This is a genomic window from Aquisediminimonas profunda (assembly GCF_019443285.1).
GTDB classification, from domain to species: Bacteria; Pseudomonadota; Alphaproteobacteria; order Sphingomonadales; family Sphingomonadaceae; genus Aquisediminimonas; species Aquisediminimonas profunda.
This window is the reverse complement of sequence record NZ_CP080327.1, coordinates 2132449-2151511: the sequence shown is the minus strand read 5'-3', so window position 1 is coordinate 2151511 and position 19063 is coordinate 2132449. Positions and strand designations below refer to the sequence as shown.

Here is a 19063-nt window from a genome sequence, read left to right as displayed (position 1 = left end):
TGTGACGGAGAAAGCAGCAACACATGGCCAAGATCAAGGTAAAGACCCCCGTCGTCGAGATCGATGGCGACGAAATGACCCGGATCATCTGGCAGTGGATTCGCGAACAGCTCATCCTTCCCTTCCTCGATATTGAACTCGACTATTATGATTTGGGCATCGAGAAGCGTGACGAGACGAATGATCAGATCACCGTCGACAGCGCCAAGGCGATCCAGAAATATGGCGTGGGCGTGAAGTGTGCGACGATCACCCCTGACGAAGCCCGCGTCGAAGAATTCAAGCTGAAGAAGATGTGGAAATCCCCCAACGGGACGATCCGAAACATTCTGGGCGGCGTCGTGTTTCGCGAGCCGATCGTCATCAAGAATGTGCCTCGGCTGATTCCGGGCTGGACTGATCCGATTGTCGTGGGTCGCCACGCCTTTGGCGATCAATATCGTGCGACTGACTTCCGCGTTCCTGGTCCCGGAAAGTTGCGCCTGGTTTGGGAAGGCGAAAATGGAGAGCGGATCGACGAGGAGGTGTTTGACTACCCGTCATCAGGTGTGGCGTTGGCCATGTACAACCTGGACGAATCGATCCGCGATTTTGCCCGCGCATCGATGAATTATGCGCTCAACCGTGGTTGGCCGCTCTATCTGTCGACCAAGAACACCATCCTGAAGGCCTATGACGGCCAGTTCAAGGACCTGTTCCAGGAAGTGTTTGATGCGGAGTTCGCAGACAAGTTCGCCGCGGCCGGCATCGTCTACGAACATCGCCTGATCGATGATATGGTTGCCTCTGCACTCAAATGGTCGGGCAAATTCGTGTGGGCCTGCAAGAACTACGATGGCGACGTCCAGTCGGACCAGGTTGCACAGGGTTTTGGATCGCTCGGCCTGATGACATCGGTCCTTCTCTCGCCGGATGGCAAGACTGTGGAGGCAGAAGCGGCGCACGGGACAGTAACGCGCCATTACCGCATGCATCAGCAGGGCAAGGCAACCTCGACCAATCCTATTGCCTCGATCTTTGCATGGACAGGTGGTCTCAAATTCCGCGGCAAGTTTGACGACACGCCAGATGTCGTGCGCTTTGCCGAGACGCTCGAAAAGGTCTGTATCAAGACTGTCGAAGACGGGTCCATGACCAAGGATCTCGCTATCCTGATCGGTCCGGATCAGCCGTGGATGACAACCGAGCAGTTCTTTGAGGCCGTCCGAGCCAATCTCGAAGCCGAAATGGCCAACTGGGGTTAGGCCCGGGGCGATTCAATACGTTCCCGGCGCACACCCAAACCGACAATTCGGCCGGGTATGCGCCGCAGCAGCGGAAAGCGATTCAGCAATCTGAGCGCCCAAGGTGGCCGATCAATCTGCGCGCCCGGCTTGAAGAGCGCCTCGATGATCCGGTCCTGCGCCAGTTTCTGACCGGCTTGTATGACACGGGTGGGAAATCGCCGGCGGCGCTCGACGCGGAACAAGAGGTCGTCCACATTGCTTGAGCGCCGCAGTGGCGCTGCAAGGATATTTGCAGCAGCCACAGCGTCCTGAATCGCAAGGTTGATACCAATACCGCCGATGGGCGACATGGCGTGCGCCGCATCGCCAATAGCGAGCAATCCGGGACGATCCCACCGATCAAGCCGATCAAGCGCAACACTCAACAGAAAAAACTGGCTCATATCGGTCAAGTCAGTATCGAGTGACCCAAGATCCGGCGCCAATCGTTCAATTCGCGCCCGCATGGCCTCAATGCCTTCAGTGCGAAGCGCATCGGCCATGCCCTTTGGAAATATATAAGCACATTGCCAATAGTCGTTACGGTCGATCATCACCATCATTGACCCGGCGGCGACGATCCCGCGCAAGGCTTCTCCACCCTTGTCCCGCTTGGGCAAGCGAAACCAGAAGACGTCCATGGGTGCCCCGAGCACCGTCAGCGGCAGCAAGCGCTGGCTCCGCACAATAGATTTGCGACCGTCGGCCATGATGACGAGCTTGCGCGCCAATATCTCGCGGCCATTGGCCAATCTCACGCCGGTGATCCGACCCCCGTGGTCGATCAATTCGGCAACGTCGGATACCATTTCGAGCGAGAATTCAGGGAACTCCCCGGCCTCGGACTTCAAGAAGTCGAGAAAATCCCATTGCGGCATCATGGCAATGAAGGGAGCCGGCGTCTTGAGATGGCCCAGTTCGCCGAAGGTCAGATCCTGTCCCGCGATGGTCAGATTGGCCTTGGTCAATCGACTATGCGGTCTCTCAAGGAATCGGTCCAGCATTCCGAGCTGGTCAAGGATTTCCATTGTCGAGGGATGGACCGTATCGCCTCGGAAATCGCGGAGAAAATCTCCATGCTTTTCAAGGACCAGCGTCGAAACACCAGCCCTCGCCATCAGAAGGCCGACCATCATCCCGGCGGGGCCTCCGCCAACGACAATCACATCCGGTATCATAAGGCTGACAGATGCCGCATTATCGGGCTAAGGGGAAGACATGGCGCTCGACTATCAGACAACTGGCTTCAGCGATGCGCTGGTGATCCTCGGTGCAGCCGGCCTGGTGATACCGGCCTTCGCCCGCTTCCGCATCACGCCCGTGATCGGGTTCATTCTGGTTGGCGTATTGGTCGGACCGTTCGGCCTCGGTGCAGCCGTTCCCGAGCACCGCTGGCTGGAATGGGTGACAATCAGCAATCCGAAGGGCATTGCGCAGTTTGCGGAACTAGGCATCATCCTGCTGCTGTTCTCCATTGGCCTTGAACTGTCCTATGCCCGTATTTGGGCAATGCGAAAGCCGTTGTTCGGTTTTGGTGCTGCGGAACTGATCGGCTCGGCAGCTATCATAGCTCTGGCGCTTTGGATTTTTGGCGAAACACCGGGAGGATCGCTTGGGCTTGGTCTTGCACTGGCGCTCTCTTCGACCGCCTTGGTGCTGCCGATCGCCGGGACGACCAGTGCCGTCGGCCGCCTTGCGCTCGCCATGCTCCTCTTTGAAGATCTTGCGCTGGTGCCAATCATTTTCCTGCTGGGCGCAATTGGCCCTTCCGCGGATAGTGGGTTGGGCGAACTGGCAAGCGTTATCGGCTTGGGCGCTGCCACTGTCTTTTCGATGCTATTTTTCGGGCGCTGGCTCATTCCGCCGCTCTTCGCGCAAGCAGCCCGCACAAAGAGCCCTGAGCTCTTTCTTTCGACCAGCTTGCTCATCGTCATCCTGGCGAGTCTTGCAACGACCTTGGTTGGCCTCTCTCCGATTGTCGGCGCGCTCGTCGCTGGCCTGCTCATTGCAGAAACCAAATATCGCGGCGAAGTCGAGCTTGCGACAGCCCCGTTCAAGGGCCTCGCGCTGGGCGTGTTCCTGATAACCGTCGGCATGAGCATAAACCTTGACATGATTGTGGCCGATGCCTCGTCGATCGCCACTGCCGTGGTTGGCGTGGTAATGGTCAAGGCCTTGGTTACGGCTGGCCTGCTGCGGCTCGGCCGTGTTCCGCGCGGGACAGCCGCCGAAACAGGCCTGTTGATGGCATCGCCATCGGAAACCACACTTATTGTCCTTGCAGCGGCCGCACAGGCCAAGTTGATCGGCATGGACGTTGCTGCATTCTGGCAAGTCGTGACAGCCATCGGCCTGACCATCACACCAACGCTGGCGCGGATCGGGCATAGCGTCGCGCGCAGGATCGAATGGCGTCATGATGCCATGCTCGAAGGGGAAGCTGATCAACTGCAAACCGAGCCGCAGACCATATTGATTGGCTTTGGGCGTGTCGGACGCCTGGTTGCCGAAATGCTCGAGGCGCACAATCGCCCCTATGTGGCAATCGAGGCAGACGTTGATCTCGTGACAGTCGCGCGACGCGAAGGCAAACCTGTCAAATTCGGAGATGCAGCCCGCCCGGCAACTCTTGCACGGCTGGATCTGGAGGGCGCTAGTGCGGTCGTCCTGACAATGGACGACCCAGTGCAAGCCGTGCGCATTACAGCAAGCTTGCGCAAGAGTTTCCCGGACCTGACGATTGTGGCCCGCGCAAGAGACACAGATCATGCCGCTGAACTTTACCGCGCCGGTGCGTCCGATGCCGTGCCGGAAACGCTTGAGAGTTCGCTCCAGCTTTCGGAAGCCGTGCTTATCGACCTCGGTGTGGCGATGGGACCGGTGATCGCATCAATTCACGAAAAACGTGACGAATTGCGCGCGGAAATTCGCGAGGCCGGCCAACTGGATGTGATGCCCCGGTTGGGTGGATTGCGCACTAGGCAGCAATAGCAGCGCGAATTGCATCCAGCGCAGCCCCAGCCTGCTGACCATCCGGACCGCCGCCTTGCGCCATATCGGGCCGGCCTCCGCCACCCTGCCCGCCCAAGGCAGTCACTGCTGCCTTGACGAGGTCAACCGCGCTGAACCGGCTGTTCAATCCGCCCGTCACGCCAACCGCGACTGACGCCCGGCCGTCATTGACGGCAACTAGAGCAGCAATACCTTCACCCAGCCGGCCCTTTGCTTCATCGACAAGACCGCGCAATTCCTTGGGATCCAGTCCTTCGAGAACCTGGCCGGAAAACGCAATGCCCGCGATATCTTCCGGTCCGGCAGCAGCGCTCGTACTGCCACCACCCATCGCCAGTGCCTTTTTCGCCTCTGCCAATTCGCGCTCGAGCCGCTTGCGCTCTTCAATCAGCGCGGCAACGCGCGCGGGAACATCTTCCGCGTTGGTCTTGAATGTCGCTGCAATGTCTTTGAGGAGCCCCTCACGCTCTGAAAGCCACAGCCTTGCTGCCTCGCCGGTCAGAGCTTCGATGCGTCGCACGCCGCTTGAAACAGCACTCTCTCCAACAATCTTGAACAGCGCAATATCCCCAAGCGCGTTGACATGGGTGCCCCCGCAGAGCTCGACCGAATAGGCATCGCTGCCCATCGTCAAGACACGAACCTCATCGCCATATTTCTCGCCGAACAGCGCCATTGCGCCTGCCGCAATCGCATCATCCGGCGTCATGAGCCGTGTGGAAACCGCCGCGTTCTTGCGGATTTGCGCATTCACCGCCGCTTCCACATCAGCGATTTCAGCCGGGGTCAATGCTGTCGGATGCGAGAAGTCGAACCGGAAACGATCCGCAGCGACAAGGCTGCCCTTCTGCGTCACATGTCCGCCCAGCCGATTGCGCAAGGCTGCGTGCAGCAAATGCGTTGCCGAATGGTTGGCGCGAATTTGATCGCGACGCTCGGCATCGATTGCAAGCTGAACGGTCTGTCCGACAGCGATTGATCCATTCTCTATCCTCGCGTGGTGCGCATGCAATCTTCCAAGCGGCTTGGCCGTATCTTCCACAATAGCTCGAAGGCCATTGTCACCTGTGATTGTCCCAGCATCACCCGACTGGCCACCGCTTTCGCCATAGAAGGGAGTCTGGTTCGTCAGGATCGTTATCTGCTCGCCAGCCGAGGCGCCGTCCACGCGCTGGCCGTCGCGGACCAGAGCAACAACCTGCCCTTCGCCAACCACTGAAGTGTAGCCAGTGAATTCTGTCCCGCCGAACTCGTCGGCGATATCATACCAGATTTCACCGGAAGCCTGTTCGCCCGAGCCCTTCCAAGCAGCGCGCGCTGCTGCCTTCTGCTCGGCCATCGCTGCATCAAATCCCGCCCGGTCAACCCCAAGTCCCTGCACACGCAAGGCATCTTCGGTCAGATCATAGGGAAAGCCATAAGTGTCATAGAGCTTGAACGCCGTTTCGCCGGCAAGCGTGTCGCCCGGAGCCATATTTGTAGTGGCTTCATCAAGCAGGCGCAGTCCGTTCTGAAGTGTCTGGCGAAACCGTGTCTCTTCCTGCTGGAGCGTCGCTTCAATCAGAGGCTGCGCCCTGACGAGTTCAGGATAGGCTGCACCCATTTCCGCAACCAGCGACGGCACTAGCCGGTACATCAACGGCTCTTTCGCTCCCAGCAAATGTGCATGCCGCATGGCCCGACGCATGATCCGGCGCAACACATAGCCGCGCCCTTCATTGGCGGGCAGAACGCCATCAGCCACAAGGAACCCGGATGCCCGCAAATGGTCTGCGATGACACGGTGCGATGCCTTCATTGGGCCCGTCGGGTCGCTCTTAGTCAGCTCGGCCGAACTCGCAATAAGGGTCTGGAATGTATCCGTGTCGTAATTGTCGTGAACCCCCTGCATGACGGCGGCAATTCGCTCCAGCCCCATGCCTGTATCGATGCTTGGCTTTGGCAGCGCCGTCCGGGAACCGTCTGCAGCCTGCTCAAATTGCATGAAGACCAGGTTCCAGATCTCGACAAAGCGATCCCCGTCTTCATCCGGAGATCCGGGCGGGCCACCAGGGATGTGATCGCCATGATCAAAGAATATCTCCGAGCACGGACCGCACGGCCCCGTATCGCCCATCGACCAGAAATTGTCCGATGTCGGAATGCGGATGATCCGGCGGTCGGCCAGGCCCGCTATCTTCTGCCATAGCGCAAAGGCTTCGTCATCGGTGTGGTAGACCGTCACCGTCAGGCGCGCCGGATCAAGCCCCCATTCCTTGGTCAGCAGGGTCCAGGCATGGTGGATCGCCTGCTCCTTGAAATAGTCTCCGAACGAAAAATTGCCGAGCATTTCGAAGAAGGTATGATGCCGTGCAGTATAGCCAACATTGTCCAGGTCATTGTGCTTCCCGCCCGCCCTCACACACTTCTGGCTGGAGGCCGCAGTTGAATAAGGCCGGCTTTCAAGGCCCGTGAAAACATTCTTGAATGGCACCATGCCGGCATTGACGAACATGAGTGTCGGATCATTGTGCGGCACGAGCGGTGCGCTCGGCACTTTTTCATGTCCCGTTCCCCCGAAATAATCGAGGAAAGAGCGGCGGATGTCGTTGGTCGAAGTCATAACTTTCGCCGCTTAGGGGAGGCCGCCGCTCGCATCAAGCGTTCCTCATTGGCACGGTGACGATTCAGCACTTGCGACTCAGCCCGAACAGGCGTCTGATACTGATATTGCGCCTCGGCGCACGTCGCCCCGGCGCCCCTTTATGCAAGTAAGGAGGTGGATCATGGCGAGTACAGTCAACGGCGTTAGAGCAGTGGCCCTGGTGGGGCCAGCCGGGGCCGGGAAAACCAGTTTGGCCGAAGCAATGCTCTATGCGAGCGGCACGATATCGCGACAGGGATCTGTTGAGGCGGGAACGAGTCTTGGCGACACCAGCCCCGAAGCGCGGGCAAGACGCGGTTCCACCGAACTCAACCTGTTCAGGCTCGATTATTTGGGAGATAAATTTGCGCTGATCGACGCGCCAGGCGCCGTCAGTTTCGCAGCGGACGGACTATCAGCCCTCGAACAGGCAGACATGGCGATTGTGGTCGTGGATCCCGATCCAGCGCGGGCTGGACTGGTTGAGCCAACCCTCAAACGCATCGAAGCCTTGGGATTGCCGCACGCTATTTTCGTCAACAAGATCGACTCGGCAAAGGGTCGGATTCGCGATCTGCTTGAGGCTCTCCAGCCACTGAGCGCAGCACCGCTGATCGCCCGGCAGATACCGATACGCGAAGGCGACGCCATTACAGGGTTTGTCGATCTCGCGCTCGAACGCGCCTTTCATTATCAACCTGGCAAACCGTCTGAGCAAATCGCCATTCCTGATGCACTGGCGGAACGGGAGTCGAGCGAGCGCTTTCACATGCTTGAACAGCTTGCCGATCACGATGACGCACTGCTTGAACAGCTGCTTTCAGACGAAACCCCCGACATCCAGACAGTTTTCAAGGATTTGGTCACGGAAACGCGCGCGGGTCTCGTGGTGCCGGTCATGTTCGGATCGGCGCTGAACGGTTTTGGCGTGCGTCGGTTGCTGAAGATGTTGCGGCATGAAGCTCCGGGAGCGTCGGAAACTGCAACGCGCCTCGGAACCAACGGCAGCAGCGTGCAGATTTTCAAGATTGCGAATGGTGGATCGGTCGGCCGACTCGCACTGGCGCGCATCCTTGGCGACGGCCTTGCCGAAGGGGCTGAACTCATCTCCGGCGATGGCGAAGCCGTTCGGGTCGGGGCACTGTTCAGTGTTCAGGGAGACAAGACGATCAAGCTGTCGAAGGCCGAGTCTGGGGACATTGTCGCGATTGCCAAGGCGGACAATGCCAAGCCCGGCATGCTGCTTGGCAGGCAAGCGCATGGCGACGCTTCGATCCGCCTGATCGACCTGCCGCCTCGCAATGCCAGCCTGGCCATAGCGACCCGCGATCGCAAGGATGACGTGCGCCTCTCCACGGCGTTGCACAAGCTGGTCGAAGAAGATCCCGCCCTCGATTGGGGCCATGATGATGTGAGCCATGAAACCGTGTTGCGCGGAATCAATGACGAGCATCTGTCTGTCACGCTGGCCAAGCTCAAACGCCGTTATGGTGTGGAGGTCGACGTCCATCCTCCACGGATCGCGTACAAGGAATCGATCCGCAAGGGCATCACACAGCGAGGACGCCACAAGAAGCAGTCGGGCGGCCATGGGCAATTCGGGGATGTCGTTATCGAAGTCCGCCCCCTGCCGCGCGGCGAAGGGTTTCGTTTCGATGACAGGATCACCGGCGGTGCCATTCCAAAACAATGGATCCCCGCCGTCGAAATGGGCGTGCGCGACGCTATGGAAAAGGGGCCGCTGGGCTATCCCGTGGTCGATGTGGCAGTCACATTGATCGATGGCTCATTTCACAGCGTCGACAGTTCCGAGCTTGCCTTCCGCATCGCCGGGCGAATAGGCATGAGCGAGGCTCTGCCGCAATGCCAACCCTATCTGCTCGAACCCATGTGCCACCTTGTGATAGACACGCCAAGCGGCGCCACATCCAAGGCGAGTTCAACCATCTCGAGCCGCCGTGGTCAAATTCTCGGCATAGGATCACACCCAAGTTGGCAGCGCTGGGACCGGGTTGAAGCCATCATACCCGAAGCCGGCCTGCACGGCCTAGATGCCGAATTGCGGTCAATGAGCCAGGGACTTGCAAGCTTCTCTGCGCGCTATGATCACGTCGCCGAACTGAGCGGAAAGCTCGCAGACGACGTGATCAAGCAGGCAGCGCTTGCAGCTTAGGCGAAGTTGTAAGGCCCACCCTTTTCAAGCGCGCGCTGCCAAGCGGGGCGGGCATGGATCATCTTGACGAATGCATCGAGCTTCGGTCGCGTGGCCGTGCGCCCTTGCATGGCAGCAACTTCGGCAGGGAAACTCAGCATGAAATCTGCGGCTGAAAGGCTGTTCCCGATGAAATGCCCGCTGTCGTTAAGCTGGTTCTCCATATAGTCGAAATGGCTGTTCAACTGCTCGTCAATCCGCGGCAATATGGGGGCCGCAGCTTCACCAAGGCGACCAGCATAAAGTCCAAGCAGGATCGGGGTCATTACCGAACCTTCGGCAAAATGAATCAATTCCAAGTGCCGGACATGTTCGTCCGTGCCACGTGCCGGCACAAAAGCCTCCCCGCCATGTCGTTCACAGATATATTCGGTGATTGCCCCGGACTCACAAATCACCCGCCCATTGTACTCGATAACGGGCGATTTTCCCAGCGGATGCACGGCAGCGAGTTCCGGCGGCGCCAGATTTGTAACGGCATCGCGCTGATAGTGGCGAATTTCGTATGGCCTGCCAATTTCCTCAAGCAACCAGAGGATTCTTTGCGAACGTGAATTGTTCAGGTGATGGACAATCAATGTCATTCAATAACTCCCACTATAAATGCGCCGACCATATCCATGCCGCCGCATTAAACATTACAGTTCCATCGACCAAATGGTTGCATAATTTCTGCGAAAGATGTTCGAAAAAGACAGTTTTTTCTTGTGCATCGAGATTGCGGATCAATGGTGCAGCCGGACCAATACGTGAAAAAAAGTCGACTGCATCCCCAACTGCATCATCTCCGGCGCCAGCGATATAAGAAAAAGTGACGGATTCCGCGTGAGCGTTTTTCCAGCCGGCTTGTCTGAGTATGTTCCGGACATAGTCGCGGTCGGAAAAGGCAAAGGGACCTGGCGCGAACGGTTGCGGAGGCGCTGGCTGAGCCCGGAGAAGAGCCGGAATTTCGACTGCCCAATCATTCTCTGCCCGATCCCGAAAACAGGAAAAGACAAGCTGCGCACCCGAAGCCGCAATTTCGGCAAAATGGCTAAAGGCAGCAATAGGATCATCAAAAAACATAACCCCGTGTCGGGAGACTAGCATATCCGGGCGCCAGTCATTGCCAGACCAAAGTGTCGCATCCTGGATTTCAAATCGCACGCGCGACTCCCGGTTACGCGCCCGCGCAGCAAGAGCGAGCGACTCGGAAAGGTCGATTCCGACGACTTCTGCGCGCGGCAGGCGTTCGGCTAACGCAACTGAGGTCGCACCCGCCCCACACCCAATATCAAGAATTCGTGCATCAGGCCGGGCCCTGGACGCGATACGATCGACAAGAACGGTATTGAGTTCTGACAGGCTCCGATCGGTGCGCTCAAACTCTGCGGCCCAATTTCGTCCAACCGCTCCTTGCCAGTCTGCAGCATTCGTCATGGCATGCCTTTCCTGCTTGCAGTTGCGCGCGAAGCAACCTCGCGCACAAATTTTGCGGCCACGATGGCCGTCACGCCATTGACGTCAAACCGCGGATTGAGTTCGACGATATCCGCCGCGACAATTTCTCCCGTCACCCGGTCAAGAACGTTGAGCACATCGCGTACGCTCAGTCCGCCAGGCTCTGGATGAGAGACGCCAGGCGCAAAAGCCGGGTCAAGCCCGTCAAGATCAAGGCTGACATAGACGGGCCCAGACAAGCCAGGCACATTGCCCGGAGCAAAGTTTTGCATGTCGATGATGTCGACGCCGAAGCGCTCCGCCTGTTCCCGACAATGTCGATTGAGCGTCCGGATTCCGACCTGCACAAGCCGGGCCGCAAGCCCGTTCTCCATGATGCGTGCAAAGGGAGACGCATGCGATCGCGGATTGCCCTCAAAATCATGGTAAAGATCTGGGTGAGCGTCCACATGGAGAATGGTGACTTGCCCATAATGCGCGTGAATGGCCTGAACCACCGGATAGGTTACCGCATGATCACCACCCAGCAGGATGGGGATTGCATGCTCCTGCAAGGTTACGGCAACGGCTTTCCGGATCAGATCGTCATCATCGGGACCTTCAGCCAAGGCAAGGTCACCCTTGTCGAGAATTTGAAAATCGCAGCCGATTTCCATGCCGTTCTCGCACGAAGTATTGCCCCGATCGCTCCACAGTGCATCCCGAATCAAGGGCGGGGCAAGGGCGGGCCCACGCTCAAACGAACTGTTGCAATCGGTTGGCAAGCCAATGAGGTGAAAAACGGGGTCCATAATCACATCCTCGCGACATTGGCGGACAAGCGCAATCGGTACCGTTCATAAAGCCAAAAAGGCCCGCTGCGGGGGGAGCAGCGGGCCTCTGGTTGCATGAAGCGGGGCGCGACTAGATGTCGTCGTCCGCTTCGGGTCCTGTCATCATCTCTTCGGCAACCACTTCGATCTTGCCGCGAATGGCCTTTTCAAGTCTTTCGGCAACCTCCGGATTTTCCTTGAGATACATTTTCGAATTTTCGCGCCCCTGCCCGATCCGGATCGAGTCATAGGAAAACCAGGCGCCGGACTTCTCGACAATCCCGGCCTTGACCCCAAGATCGAGGATTTCGCCCGTCTTCGAAATGCCTTCGCCATACATGATGTCGAACTCGACCTGCTTGAACGGCGGAGCCACCTTGTTCTTGACCACCTTTACCCGTGTCGTGTTGCCGACAATATCGTCCCTATCCTTGATCTGGCCCGTGCGGCGGATATCGAGGCGGACAGATGCGTAAAATTTGAGCGCGTTGCCCCCCGTCGTTGTTTCGGGCGACCCGTACATGACACCGATCTTCATGCGGATCTGGTTGATGAAGATGACCGTGCAGTTCGAACGGCTGATGGAACCAGTAATCTTGCGAAGCGCCTGGCTCATCAAGCGCGCCTGCAAGCCGACATGGCTGTCACCCATTTCGCCTTCGATTTCCGCGCGCGGAACCAGGGCTGCCACCGAGTCGATCACCAGAACATCAACTGCGTTGGAACGAACAAGCGTATCAGTAATCTCGAGCGCCTGTTCGCCGGTATCGGGCTGGGACACGATCAGTTCATCGATATTGACACCAAGCTTCTTGGCATAGCCGGGATCAAGTGCATGCTCGGCATCGATGAACGCTGCCGTTCCGCCCTTCTTCTGGGCTTCAGCAATGGCATGAAGCGCCAGGGTCGTCTTGCCCGAGCTTTCCGGGCCGAAAATCTCAATCACGCGCCCCTTGGGCAGGCCGCCGATACCCAGCGCAATGTCGAGCCCGAGCGATCCGGTCGAAACCGCCTCGATCTCGATCGCTTCACGCTGGCCCAGCTTCATTGCCGAACCCTTTCCAAAAGCACGATCAATCTGTGCGAGTGCTGCTTCGAGCGCCTTTTCCCTATCCATATTTCCTGCTGTCCGTTCGGAATCGATCAATTTCAGAGACGCTGCCATGGCCGTTACCCTCACCCGCCGCAAGCCGATTCCTGCGGTTCGATGATCCGTGTATACATTTTGTTCCTATTGAACAAGAGGGGAACAGAAAAAATATTCTCTTTTCGTTCCGCTGGTCATTCAGAGTGTTTCAGCCTGCCCGACTGGCGTTGGCCATCATCACGTCGCGCACGGCTTCTGCCAGTTGATGGACAGAAAACGGCTTGGGCAGGAAGGCAATATTGTCGAGGTCAATTGTCTTGCGAAGCTGTTCTTCGGCATAGCCCGACATAAACAGGATCGGCAGCTTGGGCCGGGATTCGCGCGCATGGCGAACAAGCGTCGGTCCGTCCATCACAGGCATCACGACGTCGGAAACGAGTAGGTCGATGTCATCCCGAGCATTCATGATCTCAAGCGCTTCCTCACCATTTGCAGCCGTCACGACCGTATAGCCGTTCCGCGACAGCGCCCGTTCGGCAACGGCCCGCACCATATCCTCATCCTCGACCAGCAGGATCGTTCCCGTTCCCCAGGTTTCCGATGGCTTTTCCTTCACCTTGACCAGCGCAGGGGTCGGTTGTGACTCAACCCGGTGAACGGGCAGATAGATGACAAAGCTTGTCCCTTCCCCCGGCTTGGAATCGGCGAAAATGAAGCCGCCGGATTGTTTCACGATCCCATAGACTGTCGACAGGCCAAGACCGGTCCCCTTGCCCACTTCCTTGGTCGTGAAAAACGGCTCGAACACCTTGGGCAGCAATTCGGGCGCAATGCCAGTTCCCGTGTCTGAAACGCTCAGTGCCGTATAGTCGGCAATCGGCAGGATATCGCTGCCAAGCTTGCGAACGTCCGCTGTGGATACCGCATAGGTCTGGATCGTCAGTGTGCCGCCGCGCGGCATTGCGTCGCGCGCATTGACTGCGAGGTTGACGATCACTTGTTCAAGCTGGCCGGGGTCAGCGCGAACGGCACCCAGATTGCGGCCATGCTTGACGTTCAGCGTGACTGTCTCGCCCAGCAGCCGCTTCAGGAGGTTGGAAATCTCCGAGACAATGTCGGGCAACTGGAGGATCTGCGGACGCAAAGTCTGCTGCCGGGAAAAGGCAAGGAGTTGGCGTGTCAGGCCTGCTGCCCGATTGGCATTGCTGCGGATTTGCTGAATATCATCATAGTCACTGTCACCGGGCGTATGGCGCATGAGCATAAGGTCGCAGTGTCCTAGAATACCAGTCAGGATATTGTTGAAGTCATGCGCGACGCCTCCGGCAAGCTGGCCCACAGCCTGCATTTTCGTTGCCTGCGCCACTTGCTTCTTGAGCTTCGATTCCTCGCTGTTGTCCTTGATCGACAGAAGGACTGCCGCATCTCCAAGCCCACGCGCGCCGGCGATCGTGAGGGCAACAGGCTCTTCGGGCTGATCGCGCAAGCGCACCGCGATGTCCCCCGTCATGGCCTGGCCGGACGCGAAGCGCCGCACGGAATCAGCAACTGCAGCCTTGTCTTCACGAACAACGAGATCGCCGGGGTAAATAGGCTTGGAATTGGGCGGCAGGCCGACGGCGCGGCAGAACGCATCATTCAGGAAGAGGAAACGCCCGTCACGATCTGCCAGTGCCAAGCCCAATGGCAATATGCCCAACAGTGACTGGATGTGAGCGATCCCGCCGCCCTGACCAACGGCATGGCCTTCGCCATCTTCATCCAGAAGGATGATGAGCGTCGGAGAATCGGGATTATCCGCTTCAATCGGAATCTGAAGCAACCGCAGCGGCGTGCCTGCCGGACCATCCTTCACAAACCGGATCGCACCATTTGAATCGGTCTCGAGCAGAGTGACGAAATCCCTGCCCTCCACACTGCCATCCGGCTTGCCGCTGGCACGCAGCATGAAACTGCGACTTGCACTGCGAACGCGACCTTCCGGACCGATCAACACCGCCATCATGCCGGCCTCGCCAATGCGAATACCGGCCGGACCTTCGATCAGGCGCTTCGCTTCGGCAGCCAAGTCAATTGCATTGGCCGCATTGAACCGCCAGATCAGATGATCTTCGCTGCGCCCGCCACGCAGCACTTCAGCGTCAAATGTCATGAGATCGCGGCGAAGGCCTCTCAGCATGCAGCGCCCATCCCGCCAGGCGACACGACCGGCCTGGGTAAGCGCCGCGGTATCTTCGTCGCTCAACCCAAGTGCAGGTGGCGCGGTCGGACCGCTGAACCAGCTTTCGTGCAGGGCATTTGCGCAAACGAGGCGGCCAACCCGGTCCGTTACGGCCACTGCCACATCCCCATTGTCCGCAGCTTCGCGCACCAGAGCCCAGTCAAAATCGACCTGCGTATTTGCCACCGGAGGATAAATCGTGCGGAATACCTGCAAAAGCGCCGCAAGCACCAGCGTCGTCGCGGCGAAGCCGGAGGCCATAAGGCCGTCGCCGGATCCCCAGAAGACAAGCGAGGCCGAGCCGACAGCAGCAAACAGCACCGCAATCAGCAGGGTTCGATCACTGACCCTGGAAAGAAGCGCTGTCTGCTGGACAGGCGGTCGCTCTGCTGGAGGGGAGGAACTCGCCATCACTCTACCAACCCGCGCCGATGAGCGCGCGCTCTCCACTTGCGGCCTATATTCCAGCGCCAGAAAAACGAAGACACCAGATAGCCCGCCGAGGCAAACACAACCGACATAACCAACGTTCCCAACGCCAAAGGTCCCGATTTGGCAAGCAGCCATGCCGCCCAATGTGTCGCTTGCCCAGTCGCCGAGTGCGTGACCTTTGGCATTGGAGACATCGCATCAAGGCGCAGCAACGCTGTCCCGACGAGATACGCAAGATAATAAAAGGGCGGAATTGTGAACGGATTGATCAGCCAGGTCACTGCAGCGGCGATCACGAGGTTCGCTCGTGTTGGTACAGCCGCAAGGGCTGCGAACATCGTGTGTGCTACCGGAATAATCGGGGCTATCAGTAGCCCCACTGCAACGCCTCTGGGCACGGAACGCCTGTTCAGTCGCCAAAGGTCCGGCCGCAAAAGATGGCGCGCAAATGGGCGCGTCCAGCGGTTCTTGGCGACCCAGTCACGCGTCGGCAACTTGCGTTTGAAATTTCCGATCAGGCCACTCATCCACGATCCTTCAGGAGTCGGGCCGCTTCGCGCTTCCAATCCTGTTCCTTGATATGTTCGCGCTTGTCATGTGCCTTGCGCCCCTTGGCAATAGCCAGTTCGACCTTCGCCCGTCCCCTCGCGTTAAAATAGATGCAAAGCGGCACCAAAGTCATTCCCTGTCGCGCTACAGCACCATGCATCTTGTTGATCTCCCGCTCATGAAGCAGCAACTTGCGCGGTCGCTTCGGTTCATGATTGAAGCGATTGCCATGGCTGAATTCGGGAATGTTCGAATTGACCAGCCAGATTTCATTGCCTTTCACTTCGGCATAGCTCTCGGCAATAGAGCCCTCGCCAAAGCGCAACGCCTTGACCTCTGTTCCGGTGAGCGCAATCCCGGCTTCATAGGTCTGGTCGATGGCATAGTCGAACCGCGCGCGCCGGTTTTCGGCGACGACCTTGATCTTTTCACTGCTGGGGCGGGGACGTGCCATCAGATCAATCCAGCAACCTCCAGAGCCTCGTCGACAGCGTTGCGCGCGGCCGATCCGGGGCCAGTCATCGGCAAGCGAAGCTCATCGGTCATCCAGTCATGGATCCGGCTGAGCGCATATTTGGTAGGTCCGGGCGAAGCATCGGCGAACAAGGCACCGTGCAACGGATGCAATCTGTCATCAAGCGCCCGGGCTTGCGCAAAATCACCCGCTTGGCATGCAGCCTGAACGTCGGCGCAAAGCCGCGGAGCAACATTCGCTGTCACAGAAATACAGCCGACCCCGCCGGCGCCATTGAACGCGACTGCCATGTCGTCATTGCCGGACAATTGGCAGAAGTCCGTGCCGCACCCGATACGATGGGTGGAAACGCGCGCGAGATTCCCGCTGGCATCCTTGATCCCGATAATGCTGGGTATCTCGGCCAGCCTGATCAGCGTCGCAGGCTGGATGTCAGTCACTGTCCGCGCAGGAACATTATAGGCAATAATTGGCAAGTCGCTGTGGTCTGCCAGATGGGCAAAATGCGCGTAAATGCCTTCCTGGTTTGGCCGGTTGTAATAAGGGGCAACCACCAGGGCTGCAGTAGCACCGGCCCTTTTGGCAAAATCCATGTGGCGGACAGCCGTGGCCGTGTCGTTCGAGCCGCAGCCGGCAATGACAGGCACTCTCCCGTTTGCCTGTTCGATGCACAATTCGATGACGCGATAATGCTCATCATACGACAGGGTCGCACTCTCCCCGGTGGTCCCGCAGGGAACGAGTGCACTCGATCCGCTGGCGATTTGCCAGTCCACAAACCGGCGAAAAGCCTCCTCGTCGATCAGCCCGTCGCGAAAAGGAGTCACCAGAGCCGGAATTGAGCCCGAAAACATAGGACTAGTCCTTCAAATCTTCATCATTTTTCGCCATATAGCGAACATGATGAACGTTAAGCATTACACGCGGCCAGATAGGAGTGGACCCCCTGCCCTGTCCAGCGTTGCAACACGATTTGTCACGTCAATGCTGCTCGCAGGCACGGCGCTGGCGACAAGTGCTGCAATTGCACAGGTGCCGCAGTCCGCAACCCCTTCTTTTCCACTCGTTGCACGGCCTGCCGATCCGATCGCCAATGCAGTCTCAGAATGGCGCATGCTCAGCCAGTCGGGCAGCTACTCCTTTACGAGCTACGCCAATTTTCTGATCAACCACCCCGGTTTTCCGGATTCGTCGGCGATCCGCAAGAATGCGGAAAGGGTCTTGAGGGCCGACGGGGAGCCTGCTGAACTCGTCATTGCTTTCTTTCGCCGCTATCCGCCGTTGAGCGCGACCGCGGGCTTGCGCTTTGCCGAGGCTCTCTCGGCCCGCGGCCTGCGCGAGGAAGCAAAATCGGCTGCGCGCAACGCCTGGATAGGTGGTGCCCTTGCGCCTGAAGACGAGACCCGATTCTTCAGCGCATTTGCGGATTCGATCCTGCCATCTGACCATGACCTGCGCATGGACCGCCTGCTCTGGGATCGTGCGACAACTGCGGCAGCGCGGCAACTTGCGCTGGTCAGCCCGCAACGACGCGCCATTTTCGAAGCGCGGCTTGCAATGCTTACAAAAGCACCCGATGCCGCAGCCAAATCTGCTTTGGTCTTTGACGGCGCGAAAAACGATGCGGGTTTCCTTGCCGATCGTAACTGGTGGCAACGCAATACTGGACAGTTGATTGCTTCGCGCGAATTGCTGGCCGCTCCGCGTGCCTTGGTCAGCCCTCCACGCGATCCAGGAAAATGGCTGGATATCCTATACGTCACCGCCAAAGCGGCGAGCAACGATGGGCAATTCAGTCTCGCCTATAATATTGCGCGCCAATTGCCCGAGACCTATCCGGTCGGAACGATCGTCAACGAGCGGCCGTTTTCGGAACGGGACACCTATACTGATCTGGCATGGCTTGGCGGTCAGGCCGCCATGACTCAACTCGGCCGACCAAAAGATGCCGTGGCGTTGTTCAATCTTTATGCAAACGCTGCTCAATCGGCCCAGACGCGTGCAAAGGGATTTTACTGGGCGGGTCGCGCAGCAGAAGTTGCAGGGCAGCAGGATCTGGCAGTTACCTATTACACCAGTGCCGGCGCCTATTTCGACCAATTCCACGGCCAGCTCGCGCTCGAACGCCTTGGAAAGCCGATTGCGCCGCCGCAAACCGCGCGCGTTGTTGAAATTTCGGCGGCGCAGAGGGAAGCCTTTGAAAAATCGCCGCTCGTGCAAGCTGCGAAATATCTCGGCGCGCAAGGTCTTTGGCAGGAACAGACGAAATTTGTTCGCGCGATTGCAGCCAAGGCCACAACCGATCTGGATTCAATCCTTGCCACTGAACTGGCGCAAAAGATCAACCGGCCTGACCTTGCCGTCATGATTGGAAGAAACGCCAGAGCTGCTGGTTTGGGCGATTATCTGCGTACTGCCTTTCCGCAGGTTCAGGTTCCGGACGATATTGCGGGAAGCTGGACAATGATCCACGCGATTGCACGGCAGGAAAGTCAGTTCGATCGACAAATCGTCAGCCACGCAGGTGCGCGTGGCCTCATGCAATTGATGCCGGGCACCGCGCGCGAAACAGCATCGGTGGCCGGTCTGAACTACGATCCGCTGGCATTGTATGACACCACCTACAATGTCCGTCTCGGCTCAACCTATTTCGGCCAGATGATGGATCGATATGCCGGGAGCTATGTTCTGGCGGTTGCTGCCTACAATGCCGGACCTGGCAATGTGGACAAATGGCTGCGTACGATCGGTGACCCGCGTTCTGGGATGGATGTCCTGACCTGGATTGAGCGCATTCCGCTTTCCGAAACACGCGACTACGTCCAGCGTGTGCTCGAAAACGCAGTCGTTTATGACATGCTCAATCCACGAACCGCGAATATCAAGAGCCCGACCCCGCTTTCTGCCTATCTTGGCAAGTCAAAGCCGGGTTGAC

At 58.3% G+C, this 19063-nt stretch carries 14 protein-coding genes; 4 read left to right on the top strand and 10 right to left on the bottom strand.

All coding sequences use genetic code 11. The annotated features are described in order from the left end of the window. Positions 1-23 precede the first annotated feature (23 nt). Positions 24-1244 (top strand): NADP-dependent isocitrate dehydrogenase, encoded by a 1221-nt coding sequence (locus K0O24_RS10690; protein ID WP_219892744.1) that lies wholly within the window; start codon positions 24-26, stop codon positions 1242-1244. Here the strand turns inward: K0O24_RS10690 and K0O24_RS10685 are convergent. Further along, positions 1241-2443, bottom strand: coding sequence for an FAD-dependent oxidoreductase (locus K0O24_RS10685; RefSeq protein WP_219892743.1), 1203 nt, complete (start codon positions 2441-2443; stop codon positions 1241-1243). The two genes, K0O24_RS10690 and K0O24_RS10685, sit on opposite strands and share 4 nt — an antisense overlap. A 40-nt stretch (positions 2444-2483) precedes the next feature. Here K0O24_RS10685 and K0O24_RS10680 point away from each other — a divergent pair, with 40 nt between their 5' ends. Continuing rightward, the gene (locus K0O24_RS10680) at positions 2484-4256 is read left to right on the top strand and encodes a cation:proton antiporter domain-containing protein (RefSeq protein WP_219892742.1); all 1773 of its coding nucleotides are present in this window, start codon (positions 2484-2486) and stop codon (positions 4254-4256) included. On the opposite strand, the gene alaS is transcribed toward K0O24_RS10680, so the two are convergent. Further along, entirely contained in the window at positions 4243-6879 is a 2637-nt protein-coding gene (alaS, locus tag K0O24_RS10675) for an alanine--tRNA ligase (protein ID WP_219892741.1), read from the bottom strand. The genes K0O24_RS10680 and alaS overlap by 14 nt on opposite strands. A gap of 163 nt (positions 6880-7042) precedes the next feature. On the opposite strand from alaS, the gene K0O24_RS10670 reads away from it, so the two are divergent. Further along, entirely contained in the window at positions 7043-9073 is a 2031-nt protein-coding gene (locus K0O24_RS10670) for an elongation factor G (RefSeq protein ID WP_219892740.1), read from the top strand. Here K0O24_RS10670 and K0O24_RS10665 read toward each other — a convergent pair. The 8 genes from K0O24_RS10665 to dapA form a co-directional block, all read right to left on the bottom strand. Continuing rightward, the gene (locus K0O24_RS10665) at positions 9070-9696 is read right to left on the bottom strand and encodes a glutathione S-transferase family protein (RefSeq protein ID WP_219892739.1); all 627 of its coding nucleotides are present in this window, start codon (positions 9694-9696) and stop codon (positions 9070-9072) included. The two genes, K0O24_RS10670 and K0O24_RS10665, sit on opposite strands and share 4 nt — an antisense overlap. A gap of 13 nt (positions 9697-9709) precedes the next feature. Next, on the bottom strand, positions 9710-10531 hold the full coding sequence (locus K0O24_RS10660; protein ID WP_219892738.1) for a class I SAM-dependent methyltransferase: 822 nt from the start codon (positions 10529-10531) through the stop codon (positions 9710-9712). Further along, a complete protein-coding gene (gene speB, locus K0O24_RS10655) occupies positions 10528-11343 on the bottom strand; it encodes an agmatinase (protein WP_219892737.1) in 816 nt (271 codons plus the stop codon). The genes K0O24_RS10660 and speB overlap by 4 nt, the downstream gene beginning before the upstream one ends. 112 nt (positions 11344-11455) lie before the next feature. Continuing rightward, complete coding sequence (gene recA / locus K0O24_RS10650; protein ID WP_219892736.1) at positions 11456-12529, bottom strand: recombinase RecA; 1074 nt, start codon at positions 12527-12529, stop codon at positions 11456-11458. A gap of 130 nt (positions 12530-12659) precedes the next feature. Next, the gene (locus K0O24_RS10645) at positions 12660-15083 is read right to left on the bottom strand and encodes a PAS domain-containing sensor histidine kinase (RefSeq protein ID WP_219892735.1); all 2424 of its coding nucleotides are present in this window, start codon (positions 15081-15083) and stop codon (positions 12660-12662) included. After that, positions 15083-15631 carry a DUF2062 domain-containing protein gene (locus K0O24_RS10640; protein WP_219892734.1) on the bottom strand — a complete coding sequence of 183 codons (549 nt, stop codon included), beginning with the start codon at positions 15629-15631 and terminating at the stop codon, positions 15083-15085. Before K0O24_RS10640 ends, K0O24_RS10645 begins: the two co-directional genes overlap by 1 nt. Continuing rightward, the gene (gene smpB, locus K0O24_RS10635; protein WP_219892733.1) at positions 15628-16107 is read right to left on the bottom strand and encodes an SsrA-binding protein SmpB; all 480 of its coding nucleotides are present in this window, start codon (positions 16105-16107) and stop codon (positions 15628-15630) included. Before smpB ends, K0O24_RS10640 begins: the two co-directional genes overlap by 4 nt. Beyond that, the gene (gene dapA / locus K0O24_RS10630; RefSeq protein ID WP_219892732.1) at positions 16107-16982 is read right to left on the bottom strand and encodes a 4-hydroxy-tetrahydrodipicolinate synthase; all 876 of its coding nucleotides are present in this window, start codon (positions 16980-16982) and stop codon (positions 16107-16109) included. The genes smpB and dapA overlap by 1 nt, the downstream gene beginning before the upstream one ends. 46 nt (positions 16983-17028) lie before the next feature. On the opposite strand from dapA, the gene K0O24_RS10625 reads away from it, so the two are divergent. Next, positions 17029-19062, top strand: a complete 2034-nt coding sequence (locus K0O24_RS10625; RefSeq protein ID WP_246610951.1) for a lytic transglycosylase domain-containing protein — start codon at positions 17029-17031, stop codon at positions 19060-19062. The last annotated feature ends 1 nt before the right edge of the window (position 19063 follow it).

Coding starts and splice junctions, on each gene's coding strand:
- K0O24_RS10665 (WP_219892739.1), bottom strand. CDS start 9,696: ATGACATTGATTGTCCATCACCTGAACAATTCACGTTCGCAAAGAATC.
- recA (WP_219892736.1), bottom strand. CDS start 12,529: ATGGCAGCGTCTCTGAAATTGATCGATTCCGAACGGACAGCAGGAAAT.
- K0O24_RS10685 (WP_219892743.1), bottom strand. CDS start 2,443: ATGATACCGGATGTGATTGTCGTTGGCGGAGGCCCCGCCGGGATGATG.
- alaS (WP_219892741.1), bottom strand. CDS start 6,879: ATGACTTCGACCAACGACATCCGCCGCTCTTTCCTCGATTATTTCGGG.
- K0O24_RS10660 (WP_219892738.1), bottom strand. CDS start 10,531: ATGACGAATGCTGCAGACTGGCAAGGAGCGGTTGGACGAAATTGGGCC.
- speB (WP_219892737.1), bottom strand. CDS start 11,343: ATGGACCCCGTTTTTCACCTCATTGGCTTGCCAACCGATTGCAACAGT.
- K0O24_RS10690 (WP_219892744.1), top strand. CDS start 24: ATGGCCAAGATCAAGGTAAAGACCCCCGTCGTCGAGATCGATGGCGAC.
- K0O24_RS10640 (WP_219892734.1), bottom strand. CDS start 15,631: ATGAGTGGCCTGATCGGAAATTTCAAACGCAAGTTGCCGACGCGTGAC.
- dapA (WP_219892732.1), bottom strand. CDS start 16,982: ATGTTTTCGGGCTCAATTCCGGCTCTGGTGACTCCTTTTCGCGACGGG.
- K0O24_RS10645 (WP_219892735.1), bottom strand. CDS start 15,083: ATGGCGAGTTCCTCCCCTCCAGCAGAGCGACCGCCTGTCCAGCAGACA.
- K0O24_RS10625 (WP_246610951.1), top strand. CDS start 17,029: ATGATGAACGTTAAGCATTACACGCGGCCAGATAGGAGTGGACCCCCT.
- smpB (WP_219892733.1), bottom strand. CDS start 16,107: ATGGCACGTCCCCGCCCCAGCAGTGAAAAGATCAAGGTCGTCGCCGAA.
- K0O24_RS10670 (WP_219892740.1), top strand. CDS start 7,043: ATGGCGAGTACAGTCAACGGCGTTAGAGCAGTGGCCCTGGTGGGGCCA.
- K0O24_RS10680 (WP_219892742.1), top strand. CDS start 2,484: ATGGCGCTCGACTATCAGACAACTGGCTTCAGCGATGCGCTGGTGATC.